16 protein-coding genes and 1 tRNA gene are annotated in these 18,619 nt (G+C 62.8%); 10 read left to right on the forward strand and 7 right to left on the reverse strand.

Going from position 1 to position 18,619, the window contains the following annotated elements; genetic code table 11:
• Window positions 1-11: 11 nt before the first annotated feature.
• Window positions 12-548 (forward strand): hypothetical protein, encoded by a 537-nt coding sequence (locus ABFB52_RS14905; protein ID WP_129973762.1) that lies wholly within the window; start codon window positions 12-14, stop codon window positions 546-548.
• Between the two features lie 13 nt (window positions 549-561).
• Here ABFB52_RS14905 and ABFB52_RS14910 read toward each other — a convergent pair whose 3' ends face one another.
• The 4 genes from ABFB52_RS14910 to ABFB52_RS14925 form a co-directional block, all read right to left on the reverse strand.
• Complete coding sequence (locus ABFB52_RS14910) at window positions 562-1,923, reverse strand: cation:proton antiporter (RefSeq protein ID WP_129973763.1); 1,362 nt, start codon at window positions 1,921-1,923, stop codon at window positions 562-564.
• A 48-nt stretch (window positions 1,924-1,971) separates the two neighbouring features.
• On the reverse strand, window positions 1,972-2,583 hold the full coding sequence (locus tag ABFB52_RS14915; RefSeq protein WP_129973764.1) for a Yip1 family protein: 612 nt from the start codon (window positions 2,581-2,583) through the stop codon (window positions 1,972-1,974).
• A gap of 90 nt (window positions 2,584-2,673) precedes the next feature.
• A complete protein-coding gene (locus ABFB52_RS14920) occupies window positions 2,674-3,531 on the reverse strand; it encodes a glucose 1-dehydrogenase (protein ID WP_129973765.1) in 858 nt (285 codons plus the stop codon).
• Window positions 3,532-3,626: 95 nt separating this feature from the next.
• Window positions 3,627-4,775, reverse strand: a complete 1,149-nt coding sequence (locus tag ABFB52_RS14925; protein ID WP_129973766.1) for a PatB family C-S lyase — start codon at window positions 4,773-4,775, stop codon at window positions 3,627-3,629.
• 218 nt (window positions 4,776-4,993) lie between these two features.
• Between ABFB52_RS14925 and fdnG the strand changes: the two genes are divergently transcribed.
• Genes fdnG through fdhE form a run of 4 tightly spaced genes read left to right on the forward strand, consistent with a single transcriptional unit; the run spans window position 4,994 to window position 10,589 of the window.
• Window positions 4,994-8,059 (forward strand): formate dehydrogenase-N subunit alpha, encoded by a 3,066-nt coding sequence (gene fdnG, locus ABFB52_RS14930; RefSeq protein ID WP_165369567.1) that lies wholly within the window; start codon window positions 4,994-4,996, stop codon window positions 8,057-8,059.
• A gap of 14 nt (window positions 8,060-8,073) precedes the next feature.
• Entirely contained in the window at window positions 8,074-9,009 is a 936-nt protein-coding gene (fdxH, locus tag ABFB52_RS14935) for a formate dehydrogenase subunit beta (RefSeq protein WP_129973768.1), read from the forward strand.
• Window positions 9,006-9,659, forward strand: coding sequence for a formate dehydrogenase subunit gamma (locus ABFB52_RS14940; RefSeq protein ID WP_129973769.1), 654 nt, complete (start codon window positions 9,006-9,008; stop codon window positions 9,657-9,659). Before fdxH ends, ABFB52_RS14940 begins: the two co-directional genes overlap by 4 nt.
• 3 nt (window positions 9,660-9,662) lie before the next feature.
• Window positions 9,663-10,589 carry a formate dehydrogenase accessory protein FdhE gene (gene fdhE, locus ABFB52_RS14945; protein ID WP_129973770.1) on the forward strand — a complete coding sequence of 309 codons (927 nt, stop codon included), beginning with the start codon at window positions 9,663-9,665 and terminating at the stop codon, window positions 10,587-10,589.
• 3 nt (window positions 10,590-10,592) lie between these two features.
• Here the strand turns inward: fdhE and ABFB52_RS14950 are convergent, their stop codons facing one another.
• On the reverse strand, window positions 10,593-11,924 hold the full coding sequence (locus ABFB52_RS14950; protein WP_129973771.1) for an ATP-binding protein: 1,332 nt from the start codon (window positions 11,922-11,924) through the stop codon (window positions 10,593-10,595).
• Window positions 11,921-12,646, reverse strand: coding sequence for a response regulator (locus tag ABFB52_RS14955; RefSeq protein ID WP_102686172.1), 726 nt, complete (start codon window positions 12,644-12,646; stop codon window positions 11,921-11,923). Before ABFB52_RS14955 ends, ABFB52_RS14950 begins: the two co-directional genes overlap by 4 nt.
• Window positions 12,647-12,795: 149 nt before the next feature.
• Between ABFB52_RS14955 and ABFB52_RS14960 the strand changes: the two genes are divergently transcribed.
• From ABFB52_RS14960 to ABFB52_RS14980, 5 genes are all read left to right on the forward strand, one after another.
• Window positions 12,796-13,107, forward strand: a complete 312-nt coding sequence (locus ABFB52_RS14960; RefSeq protein WP_129973772.1) for a hypothetical protein — start codon at window positions 12,796-12,798, stop codon at window positions 13,105-13,107.
• A 17-nt stretch (window positions 13,108-13,124) separates the two neighbouring features.
• Window positions 13,125-13,805: a DUF3313 domain-containing protein gene (locus ABFB52_RS14965; RefSeq protein WP_129973773.1), complete on the forward strand. Its 681-nt coding sequence runs from the start codon at window positions 13,125-13,127 to the stop codon at window positions 13,803-13,805.
• 51 nt (window positions 13,806-13,856) lie between these two features.
• On the forward strand, window positions 13,857-15,263 hold the full coding sequence (gene selA / locus ABFB52_RS14970; RefSeq protein WP_129973774.1) for an L-seryl-tRNA(Sec) selenium transferase: 1,407 nt from the start codon (window positions 13,857-13,859) through the stop codon (window positions 15,261-15,263).
• A complete protein-coding gene (selB, locus tag ABFB52_RS14975; RefSeq protein ID WP_129973782.1) occupies window positions 15,260-17,170 on the forward strand; it encodes a selenocysteine-specific translation elongation factor in 1,911 nt (636 codons plus the stop codon). Before selA ends, selB begins: the two co-directional genes overlap by 4 nt.
• A gap of 6 nt (window positions 17,171-17,176) precedes the next feature.
• Window positions 17,177-17,272: transfer RNA gene (locus ABFB52_RS14980), tRNA-Sec, on the forward strand.
• 7 nt (window positions 17,273-17,279) lie between these two features.
• Here ABFB52_RS14980 and ABFB52_RS14985 read toward each other — a convergent pair.
• Window positions 17,280-18,524 (reverse strand): OprD family porin, encoded by a 1,245-nt coding sequence (locus tag ABFB52_RS14985; protein WP_305955801.1) that lies wholly within the window; start codon window positions 18,522-18,524, stop codon window positions 17,280-17,282.
• Between the last annotated feature and the right edge of the window lie 95 nt (window positions 18,525-18,619).

Here is an 18,619-nt window from a genome sequence, read left to right on the forward strand (position 1 = left end):
AGCGTTCCATCGTGCCACGCATATTGACCCAACCGACCGCCGAAGAGACCCTCAACGAACATAACGCCAAAATGTTCGGTTCACCCAAGGAACGGCTGGATTTCTACCGACGGGAAATCCAGTACGAAACCAGCATCCTGGCCAACCGCACCGATGCCTACCTGGCCGCGCAATCGTTTCTGGTGATTGCCTTCGCGTCCTGCATGGCCAACCTCAACCCCGAGTGGGGCAAGTTGTTCACCCTGGTGGTGCCACCGTTCCTGGCCTTGCTCGGCCTGCTCAGTTCGCTCAATGCCTGGCCGGGGATTCGTGCCGCCTACGACATCATCGATCATTGGCATTTCAAGCAGAGTGAATTGCTGCGCAGCGAACCCCTGATGGGTCTGGCTTATGACGAATCGCCGCTGTTCAGCGAAATGGAGTCGAGCCACAAGGGGTATCGCAAGTCACTGCTGTTTTCCATTCGTACGCCGTGGATGTTTGCAACATTCTGGATGTTGCTCGGCACTTATGCCTTCTACATTCAGGTGACCAACCCGGGAGGCTGAAACACCACCGCGTTCAACGGCCATCGCGTTTAGGATTGACCGGTTTTTTACGCCGCTCGTAGCGGGCAAGAATCGGCTGGGTGCTGATGCCGTGCAGCAGAATGCTCAGCGCCACCACCGACAGGGTCAGGTCGGTACACAGCGTGCCCACGCTGTCGCCCAGCCCATGGTTCAGCGCATAGAAGAGGTAGAACAGACTGCCGATCCCGCGAATGCCGAACCAGCCGATCAATAACCGTTGGCGCCCAGCCAATAACGATCCCCACGGCATCAAAGCCACGCAGGCAGGGCGAATGACACAGAACAGTACGCCGCCGACCAGCAGCGCCCGCCAGTCCCAGTGACTGACCAGCACCACGCCCAGCAGGGTAACCAGAAACACTTCCATCGCCCGCTCGACCAGACCGCCGAAGGCGAGCATGTCGCCCATCATGATGCCGGCGGCCACCTGGCTGTCTTCCAGCCGCTCGGTATCGCCGTGCACCGCCTGCTGCGGCTCGACATTCTGATGACCGACAACCGGTTGCACCATGTGTTCGGCGGGTGGTTGATGGGCGCCGGTGGATTTGACTTCCTCCTGTCGCAAGCCGAGGCCGGCGGCGAATACCGACAGAAAACCGTAGCCACCGATGGATTCAGCCACCACATAGGCCAGCGCAATCAACGCTAGAGCAAGATAGTCATTCGGGCTCAGAGTGCTGTCATCGTTGCGGATGCGCAGCGAGAGGGTCAGACGACCGATGCCACGGCCCATCCAGTAGCCACAAAGCAACCCGGCCGGAACCGCCCACACAAGGCTGCGCAGTACCCAGTCGGGCCACTCGGCGGCAAACCCTTCACCGTTCAGCAGCAACAGCCCGAGGATCACGAAGGGGAATGCAACGCCGTCGTTGAGCCCGGCCTCGCCGGACAGGCCGAAGCGCACGCTGTCGACGTCCCGCGCATCGTTGACCTGTACCAGCGCTGCGAGCACCGGGTCGGTCGGAGCCAGAATCGCGCCGATCAACAGCGAAGGGCCCCAATTCAGATCCAGGCCAAAATGCAGCAACAGACAGACGCCGATGATCGTCAGCACCATCACCGGACCCGCCAGACCGAATGCAATCCGCCAACGCTTGTCGCGCAATGGCAAACGCAACTTCAAACCGCAGACGAACAGGGAAAACAGCACCGCAACTTCAGTCAGGTGTTCCATCCACAAAGAGGCTTCGTCCAGCGGCAGTTTCAGCAGATCGAGCCCTGCCGGCCCGATGCCCACACCCAGCAGCAGGCAAACAGCCGAGGTCGTCACCGGCATCCAGCGCAGGTACGACGATGTCAGCGCCAGGGTCAGCAGCACGGCACCGAGCACCGCCACCCAGATGATGAAGCTCATGACGCGCGGCCCGTAAGGTCAGTTCGATGCCGCCCCGACATAACCGGCCTAACCCGCAGTCGTGCGCAGGTATTCCGGCGTCAGCACGTTAAACCAAAGCAGAATCATCGACACCAACAACGTCACCAGCACCAGCAGCGCGACACCCCAGACGCTGGCCGAATACAGCAAACCCTGTTCCTTGCGCTCGTGCATGAAAGTCGGCAGGCCAACGAACAGCAGAAACGTCGAATAGATCGACGCCACGCCAAGCACCAGCACAGCCAGCCAGCGGCTGGGATACAGGCCAGCGAGCCCGGCGATGAAAAACGGGGTGACGGTGTATGCCGCGAAACCGATGCACTGGTTGAGCGTCGGCCGCGCATCGAAGGTGCGCGACATCCAGCGGATGAAACCGCCAATGATCGCCACGCCGACCACGATGGTGACGTAGAGCAGGACACTCAGCTGCAAGGCGCTGGCACTGCTGAGCCTCACGGTTTCACCCACTGCCAGGCTCCAGCCGACATACGTGGTGCCAATGAACAGGCACACCGCCGGGACGAGGGCGAGCAACAGCAGGTGAGCAAGGTAATGACGCGGGTGGGCCTCTTCTTCGCGGCGGATGTCAGTCCAGGCAAAGTTCGGCTGGGTGAAGAGTTTGATAATAGGCGCAGACATGACGACCTCCTGATCTCTTGCAACCCGAACGGGCCATGAAGGTATGGAGAGGTCGCCTTGTCCAGCGGTTCACTTTTTCTGGCAAGTGGTTCAGAGCATCGGTTTGCCGCCGGTCACGCCATAGCGCTGGCCGGTGATGTAGCTGGCTTCGTCAGACGCCAGCAGCACATAGATCGGCGCGACCTCCACCGGCTGGCCGGGGCGGCCGAGTGGCGTTTGCCCGCCAAAGTTCTGCACTTCCTCATCCGGCATGGTCGAGACGATCAGCGGCGTCCAGATCGGCCCCGGTGCCACGCAATTCACGCGGATTTCCCTCGGGCCGAGCATTTGCGCCAGACCACCGGTGAAATTGGCGATGGCGCCTTTGGTGGTGGCGTAGGCGAGCAGGGTGGGCTTGGGCATGTCCGAGTTGATCGAACTGGTGTTGATGATGGAGGAGCCGGATCCCATGTGTTTGATGGCAGCCTGGCACAGACGGAAGATCGCGGTGATGTTGACGTCGAAGGTCATCACCCATTCGTCGTCGGGAATCTCCTCGAAGGTTTCGTGGGTCATCTGGAAAGCCGCGTTGTTGACCAGCACGTCGATGCGGCCGAAGCGCTCGACGGTTTGATCCACCAACGCCTGGCACTGGGATTTCTGCGCAATGTCACCGGGCAGCAACAGGCACTGGCGACCGGCCTGTTCGACCCAGCGCGCGGTTTCCTTGGCATCTTCATGTTCATTCAAATAGGCGACCGCCACATCGGCACCTTCGCGGGCGAAGGCAATGGCCACAGCACGGCCGATGCCACTGTCGGCACCGGTGATCAGGGCGATCTTGCCGGCCAACCGGCCGGAGCCGGTGTAGCTTTGCTCGCCGCAATCGGGGTAGGGCTCCATCTTGCGCTGGGAGCCGGGAACCGGCTGCGCCTGTTTCGGGAACGGGGGTTTTGGATAGTCGGTCATCATCAATCTCCGGGTCTCAGGACAGGTAGGCCGGTTGACCCGGCCCGTTTGCGCTGAGTTCGATCGGATTGACGCTCGGGTTTGCCCTGACTTGATTACCGGGACTCGAGGGCTCGCTCCATCCGCGCAATGCCTTCTTCGAGCATCGAACGCGGGCAACCGAAGTTCAGGCGCACGAACTGCTGGCTGTGGTCGCCAAAATCCAGGCCCGGGCTGAGGCCGACCCGGGCGTGGTCCAGGAAGAACTTCTGCGGATCGTCCAGATCCAGCGCCGAGCAATCGAGCCAGGCCAGATACGTGCCTTGCGGCACATTGAGGGTCACGCCGGGCAAACGGCTGCGCACGGCGTCCACCAGCCAGTCACGGTTGGCTTGCAGATACTGCTTCAGCGCCTCTAGCCACGGACCGGCTTCGCTGTAGGCCACGCGGGTGGCTTCCATGCCCAGCGGGTTGACGCTGTCGACCATGCCGCAACGGGCGTGGTTGACGCGTTCGCGCAGGGCGGCGTCCTGGATGATCATGAACGAAGTCTTGAGACCGGCGATGTTGTAGGCCTTGCTCGCCGACATCAAAGTGATGGTGCGGCGGGATATTTCCGGGCTCAGGGACGCAGTCGGAATGTGGACGCGACCGTCGTAGCACAGCTCGGCGTGGATCTCGTCGGAGATGATCCAGGCGTCCTGCGCCACGCAGATGTCCGCTACCGCTTGCAGTTCTTCACGGCCGAAGACTTTGCCGATCGGGTTGTGAGGGTTGCTCAGCAGCAGGGCGCCGCCACCGGTCAGGGATTCACGCAGTGCGTCCAGCGGGGTGGCGTAGCTGCCGTCGGCCTGGGCGTTGAATTCCAGCTCGACCTTGTTCAGGCCCCAATGGCCAGGTGCATGGCGCAGCGGCGGGTAATTCGGAGTTTGCACCACAACGTTCTGCTGCGGTTGCACCAGCGCCTTGAGCGCCATGTTGAAACCCGACTCCACGCCCGGCAGGAAAATCAGTTCTTGGGTTTTGACCCGCCAGGCGAACTTGTTCCAGAGGTCGGCGACGATGGCCTCACGTAGGTTGTCCTGGGCCACGCTGTAGCCCACCAACGGGTGCAGCAGGCGTTGTTGCAGGGCCTCGATAACCACCGGCGGCGCGGCGAAATCCATGTCAGCGACCCACATCGGCAACACGTCGGCCGGATAGCGGCTCCACTTGGTGCTGCCGGTGTCGTGGCGGTCGAATACCTGATCAAAATCGAAAGTCATGCGCGGTCTCTGAGGCGGAGATGGGTCGTGCCGGCGATGATAAACCCCCATCCCCTGTGGGCGCGAACTTGTGACCGATGAATGGCCGACGGTCGGTTTTCACACAAGCGGCGGGAGCTTTGTCTACAGTGAAAAAGTCGGCACTCGTCTGCCGCAACCGTGATTGTCCAGAACAAACCCGGCACCAGTACCGGGTTCCACCTGATCAGGAGTGCACGATGGATCTCAGCCGTCGTCAGTTCTTCAAGGTCGCCGGTATCGGCCTTGCAGGCTCTAGCCTGGGCGCGTTGGGCATGGCCCCGACGCAGGCCTTCGCCGAGCAGGTGCGCCACTTCAAGCTTGCCCACACCCATGAAACCCGCAACACCTGCCCGTATTGCTCGGTCGGTTGCGGCTTGATCATGTACAGCCAGGGCGATGCCGCGAAGAACGTTGCGCAAAACATCATCCATATCGAGGGCGACGCCGACCACCCGGTCAACCGCGGCACTTTGTGCCCGAAAGGCGCCGGTCTGCTGGACTTCATTCACAGCCCCGGCCGCTTGCAGTACCCGCAGGTGCGCAAGCCCGGCAGCAGCGAATGGACCCGGATCACCTGGGACGAAGCCCTCGACCGCGTCGCCGACCTGATGAAGGCCGACCGCGACGCCAATTTCGTCGAACAGAACGCCCAGGGCCAGACGGTCAATCGCTGGCTGACCACCGGTTTCCTCGCAGCGTCGGCAGCGTCCAACGAAGCGGGCTACATCACCCACAAGGTGGTTCGCAGTCTCGGCATGCTGGGGTTCGATAACCAGGCGCGTGTCTGACACGGCCCGACGGTGGCAAGTCTTGCCCCGACGTACGGCCGTGGAGCCATGACCAACACCTGGACCGATATCGCCAACGCGAATCTGATCCTGGTGATGGGTGGCAACGCAGCAGAAGCCCACCCTTGCGGCTTCAAATGGGTGACCGAAGCCAAGGCGCACAACGCCGCGCGGCTGATTGTGGTCGATCCGAGGTTTACCCGGACCGCGTCCGTGGCCGATTACTACGCGCCGATCCGCACCGGCAGCGACATCGCGTTCATGGGCGGGCTGATCAATTACCTGCTGACCGAGGACAAGATCCAGCACGAATACGTGCGCAACTACACCGACGTCTCGTTCATCGTCAAAGCCGGGTTCGGCTTCGAGGACGGGCTGTTCACCGGTTACGACGCGGCCAAACGCAGCTACACCGACAAATCCACCTGGGGTTACGAACTGGGGGATGACGGCTTCGTCAAAGTCGACCCGAGCCTGCAGGACCCGCGCTGCGTCTATCAACTGATGAAGCAGCATTACAGCCGCTACAACATCGACCTGGCGAGCCAGATCTGCGGCATGCCGGTCGATGCGATGAAAAAGATCTGGGAGGAAATTGCCACTTGCTCGGCACCGGGCAAGACCATGACCATTCTCTACGCGCTGGGCTGGACCCAGCACTCGATCGGCTCGCAGATAATACGCAGCGCAGCGATGGTGCAACTGTTGCTGGGCAACGTCGGCATGCCGGGCGGCGGGGTCAACGCCTTGCGCGGGCACTCGAACATTCAGGGCCTGACAGACCTTGGCCTGCTGTCCAACGCGCTGCCGGGTTACCTGACCCTGCCGACCGACGCCGAGCAGGATTACGCGGCCTACATCCATAAACGCACCCAGGTTCCGTTGCGGCCGGGGCAATTGTCCTACTGGCAGAACTACAGCAAGTTCCACGTCAGCCTGATGAAAGCCTGGTACGGCGCCAATGCCACTGCCGAAAACCAGTGGGCCTACAGCTACTTGCCGAAGCTCGACATCCCCAACTACGACATCCTCAAGGTGTTCGACCTGATGGGGCAGGGCAAGGTCAACGGCTACATGTGCCAGGGCTTCAACCCGATCGCCGCGTTGCCGGACAAGAACCGGGTGATGGCGGCACTGGCCAAACTGAAATGGCTGGTGGTAATGGACCCGCTGGCCACCGAAACCTCGCAGTTCTGGGAAAACGTCGGGCCGTACAACGATGTGAAGAGCGCCGACATCCAGACCGAAGTCATTCGCCTGCCGACCACCTGTTTTGCCGAAGAGGACGGTTCGCTGGTCAACAGCAGCCGCTGGCTGCAATGGCACTGGAAAGGCGCCGATGGCCCCGGCGAGGCGCGCACCGACGTTCAGATCATGAGTGCGCTGTTCCTGCGCCTGCGTGAGCGTTATCAGGCCGAGGGCGGCAAATTCGCCGATCCGCTGTTGAAGCTGTCGTGGCCGTACAAGATTGCCGAAGAGCCCTCACCGGAAGAGATCGCCAAAGAGATCAACGGCTACGCCACCACCGATTTCACCGACGCCACCGGCGCGGCGATCAAGGGCAATGCGCAACTGGCCGGGTTCGCCCAGCTCAAGGATGACGGCAGCACCGCGTCCGGCTGCTGGATCTTCTGCGGCAGCTGGACCGAAGCCGGCAACCAGATGGCCCGTCGCGACAACAACGACCCTTACGGCATGCACCAGCATCAGGGCTGGGCGTGGGCCTGGCCGGCCAACCGGCGGATTCTCTATAACCGCGCCTCGGCGGACGTCGCCGGCAAGCCGTGGGATCCGAAAAAACGCCTGGTCTGGTGGAACGGCAAGGCCTGGGGCGGCACCGATGTGCCGGACTACAAGGCCGACGTGCCGCCGGAAGCCGGGATGAACCCGTTCATCATGAACCCCGAAGGTGTGGCGCGGTTCTTCGCCGTCGACAAGATGAACGAAGGGCCATTCCCCGAGCACTACGAGCCGTTCGAAACGCCGATCGGCATCAACCCGCTGCACCCGGACAACAAGAAAGCCACCAGCAACCCGGCGGCGCGGATCTTCGATTCGGTGTGGGACAGCCTAGGCGTAGCCAAGGATTACCCGTATGCAGCGACCAGCTACCGGCTGACCGAGCATTTCCACTTCTGGAGCAAGCACTGCAAGTTGAACGCGATTGCCCAGCCCGAGCAGTTCGTGGAAATCGGCGAAGTGCTGGCCAAGGAGAAGGGCATCGCTGCCGGCGACCGGGTGCGGGTCAGCAGCAAGCGCGGGTTCATTGAAGCGGTGGCGGTGGTGACCAAAAGGATCCGGCCGTTGCAGGTCAACAACCAGGTGGTGCACCAGATCGGCATTCCGCTGCACTGGGGTTTCACCGGCCTGACGCGCCACGGTTACCTGACCAACACCCTGGTGCCGTTCCTCGGCGATGGCAATACACAGACCCCGGAATCCAAGTCATTCCTGGTCAACGTGGAGAAACTCTGATGGAGAATCTTTAGATGGCCAGCCAAGACATCATTGCCCGCTCGGCCACCACGACCCCGGCGCCTTCGATACGCGGCCAGGAACAGGTGGCCAAGCTGATCGACACCACCAAATGCATCGGTTGCAAGGCCTGTCAGGTCGCGTGCTCGGAATGGAACGAGCTGCGCGACGAGGTCGGCCACAACCACGGCACCTACGACAATCCGCAGGACCTGAGCGCCGATTCATGGACGCTGATGCGCTTCACCGAGCACGAAACCGACGCCGGCAACCTCGAATGGCTGATCCGCAAGGACGGCTGCATGCACTGCGCCGAGCCCGGATGCCTGGCGGCGTGCCCCAGCCCCGGCGCGATCATCAAGCACGCCAACGGCATCGTCGATTTCGATCAGGATCACTGCATCGGCTGCGGTTATTGCATCACCGGCTGCCCGTTCAACATCCCGCGTATTTCGCAGAAGGATCACAAGGCCTACAAATGCACGCTGTGTTCGGACCGGGTGGCGGTGGGGCTGGAACCGGCCTGTGTGAAAACCTGCCCGACCGGCGCCATCGTGTTCGGCACCAAGGACGACATGAAGACCCACGCCGCCGAACGCATCGTCGACCTGAAAAGCCGTGGCTTCGACAACGCCGGCCTGTATGACCCGGAAGGCGTTGGCGGTACCCACGTCATGTACGTGCTGCACCACGCCGACACCCCGAAAATCTACGCCGGCCTGCCGGACAACCCCGAGATCAGTCCGCTGGTGGGCTTGTGGAAAGGCATCAGCAAACCGCTGGGCCTGCTGGCCATGGGCGCGGCGGTGCTGGCCGGGTTCTTCCATTACGTGCGGATCGGCCCGAACCGGGTCGAGGAAGATGAACATCCCGAACCGCCCGACACCTCGGTGCACGTTGTCGATCCGGCGGTGCACACCTTTGACCCACGCGGGGAGGACCGGCCATGAGCAACAAGACGATCCTGCGCTACACCGCCAACCAACGTACCAATCACTGGCTGGTGGCGATCCTGTTCTTCATGGCCGGGCTGTCGGGGCTGGCGCTGTTTCATCCGTCGATGTTCTGGCTGACCCACCTGTTCGGCGGCGGCCCGTGGACGCGGATCCTGCACCCGTTCATGGGCGTGCTGATGTTCGTGTTCTTCCTCGGCCTGGTATTTCGCTTCTGGCGCTCGAACTTCTTTATCGACAACGACTGGAAATGGCTGCGGCGCATTGACCGGGTGCTGGTCAACGACGAGGAGACCGTGCCGGCGGTGGGCAAATACAACGCCGGGCAAAAGCTGCTGTTCTGGACTTTACTGCTGTGCATGCTCGGATTGTTGTTCACGGGATTGGTGATCTGGCGCGCGTATTTCAGTCATTACTTCGGCATCACCACGATTCGCTGGGCGATGTTGCTACACGCTCTGGCGGGATTTGTGCTGATCCTGAGCATCATCGTTCACGTCTACGCCGGGATCTGGATCAAGGGTTCGGTGGACGCGATGATGCACGGCTGGGTCAGCCGCGCCTGGGCCAGGAAACACCATGCACTCTGGTATCGCGAGGTGGACAGCAAAGATCCGCCAGAGCGACCGGTCACGAAAAAGGGCTGACAGTTGCCAACCATCCTCGAACCCGGAGAAATCGAAGCGGCGGCCAGTTCGCCGCCGTTTCTGCACCTGCCGCCGCACAACCTGTTCACGTTGCGGGCCCAGCGCCTTGAGCGCTTGGCCGAAGGTCATCCGCTGGCCGATTACCTGCATTTGATCGCCGGTTTGTGCCGTGTCCAGCAGCAAATCTTCGACGACCCGCCCTCGACCGTGCCGCTCGATGAACAGCGGCTGGAAGTCTGTCGGCAACACGGCATGCCGCCGTTCGCCGCCGACACCCTGATTCGCGAGGACACCTGGCAGCTTTATCTCGGAGCCTTGCTCCAGCGCTATGTCGCTCCCGAACAACCAGCGGTGGTCGAGGCCGTGACCACGCTGCGCGTTGCCAGCCCCGGCCAGTTGCGCGCCTGGGCGGTGGCGCTGGTCAGCGGCCAGTATTCGCTGGTGCCGGCGGCGCTGGTGCCGTTTCTCGGGGCGGCGCTGCAAGCGGCGTGGAGTCACTGGCTGCTCAATGCACCAAACCTGCAACTGACGCCCGGCGACAGCCTCAGCCAGTGCCCGGCCTGCGGTTCGCCAGCCATGGCCGGGGTGATCCGCCATCGCGGCAAGCACAACGGCCTGCGTTATCTGGTGTGTTCACTGTGCGCCTGCGAATGGCATGTGGTGCGGGTCAAGTGCGTGTATTGCGAGCAGAGCAAAGGGCTTGAATACCTGAGCCTCGAGGATGACCGCCACGCCGCCAATCAGGCGCCGTTGCGCGCCGAAGTCTGTCCGGGCTGCAACAGCTATCTGAAGTTGCTGTATCTGGAAAACGACGGGGAGGGCGAGGCGCTGTCGGCGGATCTGGGCAGTCTGTTGCTCGACATGCGCCTGGCTCAGGACGGCTATCAGCGCCTGGCGCCGAATCTGCTGCTGGCGCCCGGCGACGAATAAGCCTCAGCGATGCGGCAATTCAACCCGTGCGCGTAAGCCGCCGCTGCGGCGATTGCGCAGACTCAGTTCACCACCCTGTTCACGAATGATCCCTCGCGCCGCCGAAAGACCGAGCCCGACGCCGCCGGTATCACGGTTGCGCGAAGTCTCCAGACGGAAGAACGGATCGAACACCCGCTCCAGCGCGTCCTCGGGAATTCCCGGCCCCTCGTCAATGACCTCGATGCGGATCGACGTGTCATCGCAGCTCAGCGCCACACTGGGTCGCTGTCCGTATTTCACCGCGTTATCCAACAGATTGACGATGACCCGTTTGATGCCCAGCGGCCGGCCGTCGTACACCACATGCGCCGGGCCGCTGAAGTCGATGTCGATGTGCTGGTCGCGGTAGTCATCGACGATGGTTTGCAGCAACTCCGACAGATCGAACGCGGTGGATTGCTCCAGATGGGTGTCTTCCCGGAAGAACGCCAGGGCGGCGTTGATCATCGATTGCATTTCCTCGATGTCGCGGATCAGTTTGCCCTGATGATCGAGGTCTTCCATGAACTCGCTGCGCAGGCGCATCCGGGTCAGTGGGGCGCGCAGATCATGGGAGATGGCGGCGAGCATGTGGGTGCGTTCGCCGATGAAATGCTGGATCTGCGCCTGCATCGTGTTGAAGGCGACGATGGCCTGACGGATTTCATGGGGGCCTTCGAGGTGGATCGGCGGCGCTTTCAGATCCCCGCCAAAACGCCGCGCCGCATGGGCAAAGCGCTGCAACGGCTGGGCCAGTTGCCGCGTGGCGAGCCAGGCGACCAGCAGGGTGGCGACCAGCCCCAGGGCAACGATCACAGCAATCCGCACGTTCAGGCTCAAGCCCCAACTGCGCTCCGGCGGCGTGAACGACAGCCAGCTGTCATCCGCCAGCCGCACCAGCGCCATGTAATGCGCGCGAGGGCTGCCGGCAGGCCAGTCATCGGGGTTGAACACATCGATCTGTCGGTTATCGCCAAGCAATTGCCGCAGCGCCGGCACTTTTCCGGCTTCGACCTGTTCGCCGTCCCCCGGCAGACCGAAGTCGGCTCGACGGGGTTTCCACAACACCTCAAGTATCGGGCTGCTGGCGGCACTGGCCAGTTGCGGGCGCAAGTTTGCCGGCGCGGCCTCGACCACTCGGGTGGTGGCGGCGATCTGCTCCAGCAGCCCGGTGCGCTCGATTGGTGGGCGGGCCCAGATGCCGGCGACCTGAACGAACAGCGCATTGAGCAGCAGCGAAGCGAGCATCGCCGCGACGATTGTCAGGGCAATCCGCCGGCTGAGGGTGTCGCGCCGCAGCATCCGGCCGATCATGAGCGGCTGACCTTGGCGGTGAACATGTAGCCGCCGTTGCGCACGGTACGAATCAGGTCCGGGCGTTTGCTGTCCGGTTCGATCTTGCGCCGCAGCCGACTGATCTGCACGTCGATGCTGCGGTCATAGGCGTCGTGGCCCTGGCCGTGGGTCAGGTCGATCAGTTGTTCGCGGGTCAGGATGCGTTGCGGATGTTCGAGCAACACCAGCAACAGGTCGAATTCGCCGGCGGACATCGGAATCATCACGCCTTCGGGCGAGCGCAGTTCGCGGCAGGTGATGTCCAGATGCCAACCGGCGAAGGCCATGACCGGGCGTGAAGGCTCGGCGCCGGACGGCGTGTTCTCACCGACCCGGCGTTGCAGCGCGCGCACCCGGGCCAGCAACTCCTGCGGGGCGAAGGGCTTGGTCAGGTAGTCGTCGGCGCCCAATTCCAGGCCGACGATCCGGTCGCTCAGCTCGGCCATGGCCGTGAGCATGATGATCGGGATGCCCATCTGCGCCCGGACTTTCTGGCACAGGCTCAGGCCACCCTCACCGGGGAGCATCAGGTCGAGGATGATCGTGTCCGGCCGTGCCTGCGCAATGGCCGCCCACATGGCCTCGCCATGGGCGGCGACATCGACCTGATAGCCGTGCTGAACGAAGAACTTCTTCAGCAAGGACAGAATTTCCCCGTCGTCATCGACGATCAGCAATCTGCTCACGTTTGCGCAATCCATGAACCCAAAAGAAGCGCATCTAAAACCATTTCGATGCGCCGGTCATATATTTCAATCCTGCAACATTCCTTCAGCGCGGACATCAGCCGGACATCGTCGGGCAAACATCCGCAGGCACTCTGCAGGCCTTCCAACCAAGGGGGCTCAACATGAAGGACATGAACAGCGGCTACATCACCCGGGACCATGGCGCCGTGCGCCCGTTGATCCTGACCCAGCGCACCACCGCACCGGGTCCCGACACGCCGATCCTGTTCCAAGAGACGTGCCTGGGGCTGACGAACGATCAGAGCCAGTTGATCCTGCGCCGCTATTTCGAACGGTTCAGCCCGACCGAGGCCCATTGGGTCGAATACCTGCACACGATTCCTACCGCCGAATTCATCCAATGGATCATGACCCACGGCCAGTTGCGCATCGAGTGCTCCGACAACACCCCGCACAGCCACGTCCACGCTTGAACAAGGAAACACCATCGATGACTAGCCATCGCTCACTGGCCGTGCTGTTTGCCGCCACCCTCAGCCTGTCGGCGTGCAGCAGCAAAAAGCTTCCGGCCGAGCCGCAGGCCGGGTTTCTGCGGGATTACAGCGTGCTCAAGGAAGGGCAGACCGCTTCGGGGCACAAGATTCTGAGCTGGGTCAGCCCGACACTGATGAGGGGGCGTTACACCCAGGTTTACCTGGCGCCGAGCCAGTTCTATCCCCGGCCCCAGCCGTCGCAGCGCATTCCCCAAAGTACCTTGTCGGGCGTGACCCACTACTACGACGCAGCCCTCAGGCTCGAGCTGGGCAAGGTGCTGCCGCTGGTTTCTAAACCCGGCCCTAACACACTGATCGTCAAACCGGCCATCACCCAGGTCGCCGCTAGTACTCAGGGTCTGCGCTTTTATGAATGGCTGCCGGTGACACTGGTCGCGGCCGGGGTGAGCAGCGCTACCGGCATTCGTGACCGGGACAGTGAGATCGCCACCGAAGTGTCCTTCGAGGACGGTTCGACCGGGGAGGTTGTGGCCGAGGTGGTGCGCAAGGGCAAGGGCGTGCCGCTGGAAAACGACAAACAGATCATGACGCCCGATAACGTGAAAGCCGTGCTCGATGGCTGGGCGACGGACTTGAGTCAAACCTATGTGCCGGTTCAGCGGGCCGCGCTGCGCTAGAAGCAGGGTGGTCTAACATCATCAGGCGTATTTCGATTTCGGGAGTGCCTGATGTCCGTAAGTGTTGCCCTGCGGTTACCGTCGATTGACAGCCTGTTGCGCCACCCCGCGTGCCAGCCTTTGGCCGAGCGTTATGGGCGCGAGGCCTTGTTGACGGGGTTTCGCCAGTTACTGGATGACTTGCGCGAAGCCGTGGTGACGGGGCAACTGACCGCCGTTGAAATCAGCCCTGAAGCGCTGGCCGGAAGGGTTGCTGAACGTCTGGCCCAGAAGCAGCGCAGTCAGGTGCGCCGGGTGTTCAACCTGACCGGCACGGTGCTGCACACCAACCTCGGGCGCGCCTTGTTGCCCGAAGAAGCCATTGAAGCGGTGCAACTTGCGGCGCGCTATCCCTTGAACCTGGAATTCGATCTGGCCAGCGGCAAGCGCGGTGACCGCGACGATCTGATCGAAGGCCTGATCCGCGAGCTGACCGGCGCCGAAGCCGTCACGGTGGTCAACAACAATGCCGCCGCCGTGCTGCTGACGCTCAACAGCCTCGGCGCGCGCAAGGAAGGCATCATTTCCCGGGGCGAGCTGATCGAGATCGGCGGCGCGTTCCGCATCCCCGACATCATGAGCCGTGCTGGCGTGCGCCTGCACGAGGTCGGCACCACCAATCGTACCCATGCCCGCGACTACGAAGCGGCGATCGGCCCGCGCAGCGGCCTGATCATGCGCGTGCACGCGAGCAACTACAGCATCGAAGGCTTCACCGCCCGGGTGCCGACTTCCGAACTGGCGGCATTGGCCCATCGGCATGACCTGCCGTTGCTGGAAGATCTTGGCAGCGGCAGCCTGCTGGACCTGACCCGCTGGGGCCTGCCGGCGGAACCGACGGTGCGTCAGGCGCTGCTCGATGGCGCCGACATCGTCACCTTCAGCGGCGACAAGTTGCTTGGCGGGCCGCAGGCGGGGGTGATCGTCGGGCGCAAGGACTTGATCGCGAAGATCAAGAAGAACCCGCTGAAACGCGCGTTGCGGGTCGACAAACTGACGCTGGCGGCACTGGAAGCGGTGCTCGGGCTCTATCGCGACCCGGATCGTCTGGCCGAGCGTTTGCCGAGCCTGCGCCTGTTGACCCGACCGCAAGCCGAGATTCTGGCCCAGGCCGAACGCCTGCGACCGACCTTGTCCGAACTGTTGGGCGAGGGCTGGATCGTCACGGCGGAGCCCGCGCTGGGCATGATCGGCAGCGGCAGCCAACCGGTGGCGCGCCTGCCAAGCGCAGCGCTGTGCCTGCGCCCGCAAGTATCGAAACGCCTGCGCGGCCGTTGCCTGCTGAATCTGGAAGCCGCGCTGCGCGCCTTGCCGATCCCGGTGCTCGGGCGGATCGATGACGACGCGTTGTGGCTGGATCTGCGGCAACTCGACGATGAACCGGCGTGGCAGGCGCAACTCGGGCAGTTGCAAACGTGATCGTCGGCACGGCAGGGCACATCGACCACGGCAAGACGTCACTGCTGCAAGCGCTGACCGGGCAAACCGGCGACCGCCGCCCGCAGGAACGCGAGCGCGGGATGACCATCGACCTCGGTTATGTGTACGCAGAACTGGCGCCCGGCGCCGGGCTGACCGGTTTCATCGACGTGCCGGGCCACGAGAAATTCACCCACAACATGCTCGCAGGCGCGCAGGGCATCGATCTGGTATTGCTGGTGGTGGCGGCGGATGACGGCGTGATGCCGCAGACCCGCGAGCATCTGGCGATTGTCGAGCTGCTGGGCATTCCACGGGCGCTGGTGGCGATCACCAAGTGTGATCGGGTCGAGGCGGGCAGGGTGGAAGAGGTTCGCCGACAGGTTGAAAGCCTGCTGGCACCCGGGCCCTATGCCGAAGCACCGTTGCTGACGGTTTCCAGCGTGACGGGCGAGGGCGTCGATGCGCTGCGCCAGACATTGCTGCAGATAGAAGGCGAGGAGCGCAGTCGCGAAGGCGGTTTTCGCCTGGCCATCGACCGGGCGTTCAGTGTCGCCGGCGCCGGGATCGTGGTGACGGGGACGGCGCTTTCGGGCTCGGTCGTCGTGGGTGACAAACTCAGCCTCGGCCCGGCGGGCAAAACCGTGCGGGTCAGGGGCCTGCACGCGCAGAATCACGCCGCCGAACAAGCCTTCGCCGGCCAGCGCGTGGCCCTGAACATCAGCGCGGATCGTCTGGAACTCGGGCAGATCCATCGCGGCCAATGGTTGCTCGCCGAATGGCTGCACGCGCCGACCCAGCGGCTGGATATCGAATTCCGGTTGTTGCCGGGCGAGCGGGTTTTCGAGCATTTCCAGCCGGTGCACCTGCATCTGGGCACGCAAGATGTGATCGCGCGGGTCGCCTTGCTGGAGGGTTCAAGCCTGGCGCCCGGCGAGCGCATGTTTGCGCAACTGCTGACGAACGCTCCGGTGCATGGCGTCCACGGCGATCCGCTGATCCTGCGTGATGCCAGCGCCCAGCGAACGCTCGGCGGCGGGCGTGTGCTCGATCCCTTCGCCCCGGCCCGTCAGCGCCGCAGTCCGGAACGGCTGGCGCAACTGCGTGTGCTGGCGATCAGCTCCGAGCTGGAACAGGCGTTGCCGACGCTACTGGAATACAGCGCAAGCGGCCTCGATCCGCAGCGTCTGGAACGTCAGTTCAATCGTCCGCGTGACGGCTGGACGCTGCCGGACAACGTCCGCCTGATCGAAACCCGACAAGGCCCGGTGCTGTTCAATGCGCAGCGCTGGGGCATGCTCAAGTTCACCTTGCTGGAACAACTGGCGCGCTTTCATGAGCTGGAGCCCGATCAGATGGGCCCGGATCGCGACCGTCTGCGGCGTTTCAGCGGTTTGAGCCTCGAACGCGCGACCTTTATCAGCCTGCTGGAAGAACTGCTCGGCGCCGGCTCCCTGGTCGCCAGCGGCCCGTGGCTGCATTTGCCCGACCATCAGGTGCGCCTGAGCGCCGATGACGAAACCCTGTGGCAGGCGCTGCAGCCATTGTTCGAACAGGCCGGCTTCGATCCGCCGTGGGTTCGTGATGTGGCGAAAGTCGTTGGTCAGGAAGACGCGGCTGTGCGTTTGCTGCTGCGCAAACTGGCGCGCCTTGGCGTGATGCATCAGGTGGTGCGCGACCTGTTTGTCACCGATATCACGCTGCGGCAAATGGCGGCGGTGCTGCTGCGCCTGGCCGAAGAAAATCCGCAGATCGAAGTCACGGCCTTCCGCGATGCGCTAGGCTTGGGACGCAAGCGCAGTATTCAGATCCTCGAATACTTCGATCGGCTGGGCCTGACCCGGCGCGTCGGCGAAGGCCGGCAAATCCGCTCCGACAGTGCGCTGGCCAACCCCGGCGCGGACTGAGTTCATGGAAGGCAATCGCGCCCGGTGGCGCGGCCGGGCTTCAAACCCGGTTGGGGACGGCATCCGTTCCCGGGCAGGTTCGACTCCGGCTGCCTTCCGCCAATGTCCCTCAAAAGCCCAACGGGTACTGGATCACCACGTAGATCCGGTCGATGTCATCGCCCGCCTGGGCGCTGTTGGCCCGGTGCGAAACGTGGGACAGCTGCACCGACAGATCCTTGGCCGCACCTGACTGGACGATGTAGCGCAGATCGATGTCGCGTTCCCAGTGTTTGCCGCCGTCCCCTTGCTGCGGCTGGTATTGCCCGCTGTCCGCGTCGAACGGGCTATAGGCGCCGCCCTTGGGCGCGTGGGTGCCGTCGATGTGGCTGCCGGCGACGTAGCGGGTCATGAAATTCAGCCCGGGAATGCCGAAGGCGCCGAGATCCAGGTCGTAACGTGCTTGCCAGGAACGTTCGTTGGCGCCGTTGAAGTCGGCGTATTTGATCGAGTTGGCCAGGTAGATCGAGTCGCCGCCGACGAAATCGAACGGCGTGTCACCATTGATGCGTTGCCAGCCGAGCATGACCGCGTGGGCACCGAAGGTGTATTTGCCCGAGAGGCTGAACGCGGTGTTGTCGATGTCGCCGGCCAACGCCTGTCCGGTGTCGCGGGTGTGGTAGACGTTGGCGTCAAGCAACAGACCGGACTGTTTGAAATGCAGGTTGGCGTAGTACTGGCGCCAGGTGTCGCTCAGGTCGGACGCATACAACGCGCCGCCCACCGGGCTGTCGCTGAACAGGTCGGTGCCGATAAAACTGATGCTTTCACCTTGGGTACTTGCGCCATAGCCCTGAAAGTCGCCTCTGCCGGAGGAGCTGTCCTGGTTCTTGAACGCAGTGAAACGCCCGGCGACAAGACGCGCGTTATCGATCTCGCGGCTGTCGAGCAGAAACCCCGTGGCGTATTCCGGTTGCAGGCGTTTGTCCGAAGTGTCGAATACCGGCGTTTCCACGGTCATTTCACCGAAGGCGAGGGTGGTTTTCGAGGCCTTGAGCTTCAGCGCACCACCCGCGCTGGAGTATTCGCTTTCGCTACGGCCATCACTGTCCACCGGCAACAGTCCCGTGCCGGAATGCCCTTTGCCGCCATCGAGTTTCAAACCATAAAAGGCATGAGCATCGAGGCCAAAGCCGATGGTTCCATCCGTGAAACCGGATGCGAAAGTGCCGATAAACCCTTGAGCCCATTCCTGTTTGTAGTTTTTCCCGGACGGAGAGGGCGAGCGATAGTCGTTGCTCAGGTAGAAGTTGCGGCTGAGCACTTCGGTTTTGGCGTCGTCGAGAAATCCGCTGGCAAATGCCGAGTCGGTCATTGCGCAATACAACAGTGCCAGGGCGAAACGCGGTTGCATGAAACCTTTCATGTGTCAGTGACCGGCCGTGATGGAAGTCGCCGGATACTGAAGCA

It is taken from the genome of Pseudomonas sp. 9.2(2024), assembly GCF_039695385.1.
GTDB lineage: Bacteria > Pseudomonadota > Gammaproteobacteria > Pseudomonadales > Pseudomonadaceae > Aquipseudomonas > Aquipseudomonas paraglycinae.

Bases quoted from the DNA above. Each gene is read 5' to 3' on its own strand.
- fdxH (WP_129973768.1), top strand. From the start codon at position 8,074: ATGGCCAGCCAAGACATCATTGCCCGCTCGGCCACCACGACCCCGGCG.
- ABFB52_RS14960 (WP_129973772.1), top strand. From the start codon at position 12,796: ATGAAGGACATGAACAGCGGCTACATCACCCGGGACCATGGCGCCGTG.
- ABFB52_RS14950 (WP_129973771.1), bottom strand. From the start codon at position 11,924: ATGATCGGCCGGATGCTGCGGCGCGACACCCTCAGCCGGCGGATTGCC.
- ABFB52_RS14920 (WP_129973765.1), bottom strand. From the start codon at position 3,531: ATGACCGACTATCCAAAACCCCCGTTCCCGAAACAGGCGCAGCCGGTT.
- ABFB52_RS14965 (WP_129973773.1), top strand. From the start codon at position 13,125: ATGACTAGCCATCGCTCACTGGCCGTGCTGTTTGCCGCCACCCTCAGC.
- ABFB52_RS14955 (WP_102686172.1), bottom strand. From the start codon at position 12,646: ATGGATTGCGCAAACGTGAGCAGATTGCTGATCGTCGATGACGACGGG.
- ABFB52_RS14915 (WP_129973764.1), bottom strand. From the start codon at position 2,583: ATGTCTGCGCCTATTATCAAACTCTTCACCCAGCCGAACTTTGCCTGG.
- ABFB52_RS14910 (WP_129973763.1), bottom strand. From the start codon at position 1,923: ATGAGCTTCATCATCTGGGTGGCGGTGCTCGGTGCCGTGCTGCTGACC.
- ABFB52_RS14985 (WP_305955801.1), bottom strand. From the start codon at position 18,524: ATGACCGACTCGGCATTTGCCAGCGGATTTCTCGACGACGCCAAAACC.
- selA (WP_129973774.1), top strand. From the start codon at position 13,857: ATGTCCGTAAGTGTTGCCCTGCGGTTACCGTCGATTGACAGCCTGTTG.
- ABFB52_RS14940 (WP_129973769.1), top strand. From the start codon at position 9,006: ATGAGCAACAAGACGATCCTGCGCTACACCGCCAACCAACGTACCAAT.
- ABFB52_RS14925 (WP_129973766.1), bottom strand. From the start codon at position 4,775: ATGACTTTCGATTTTGATCAGGTATTCGACCGCCACGACACCGGCAGC.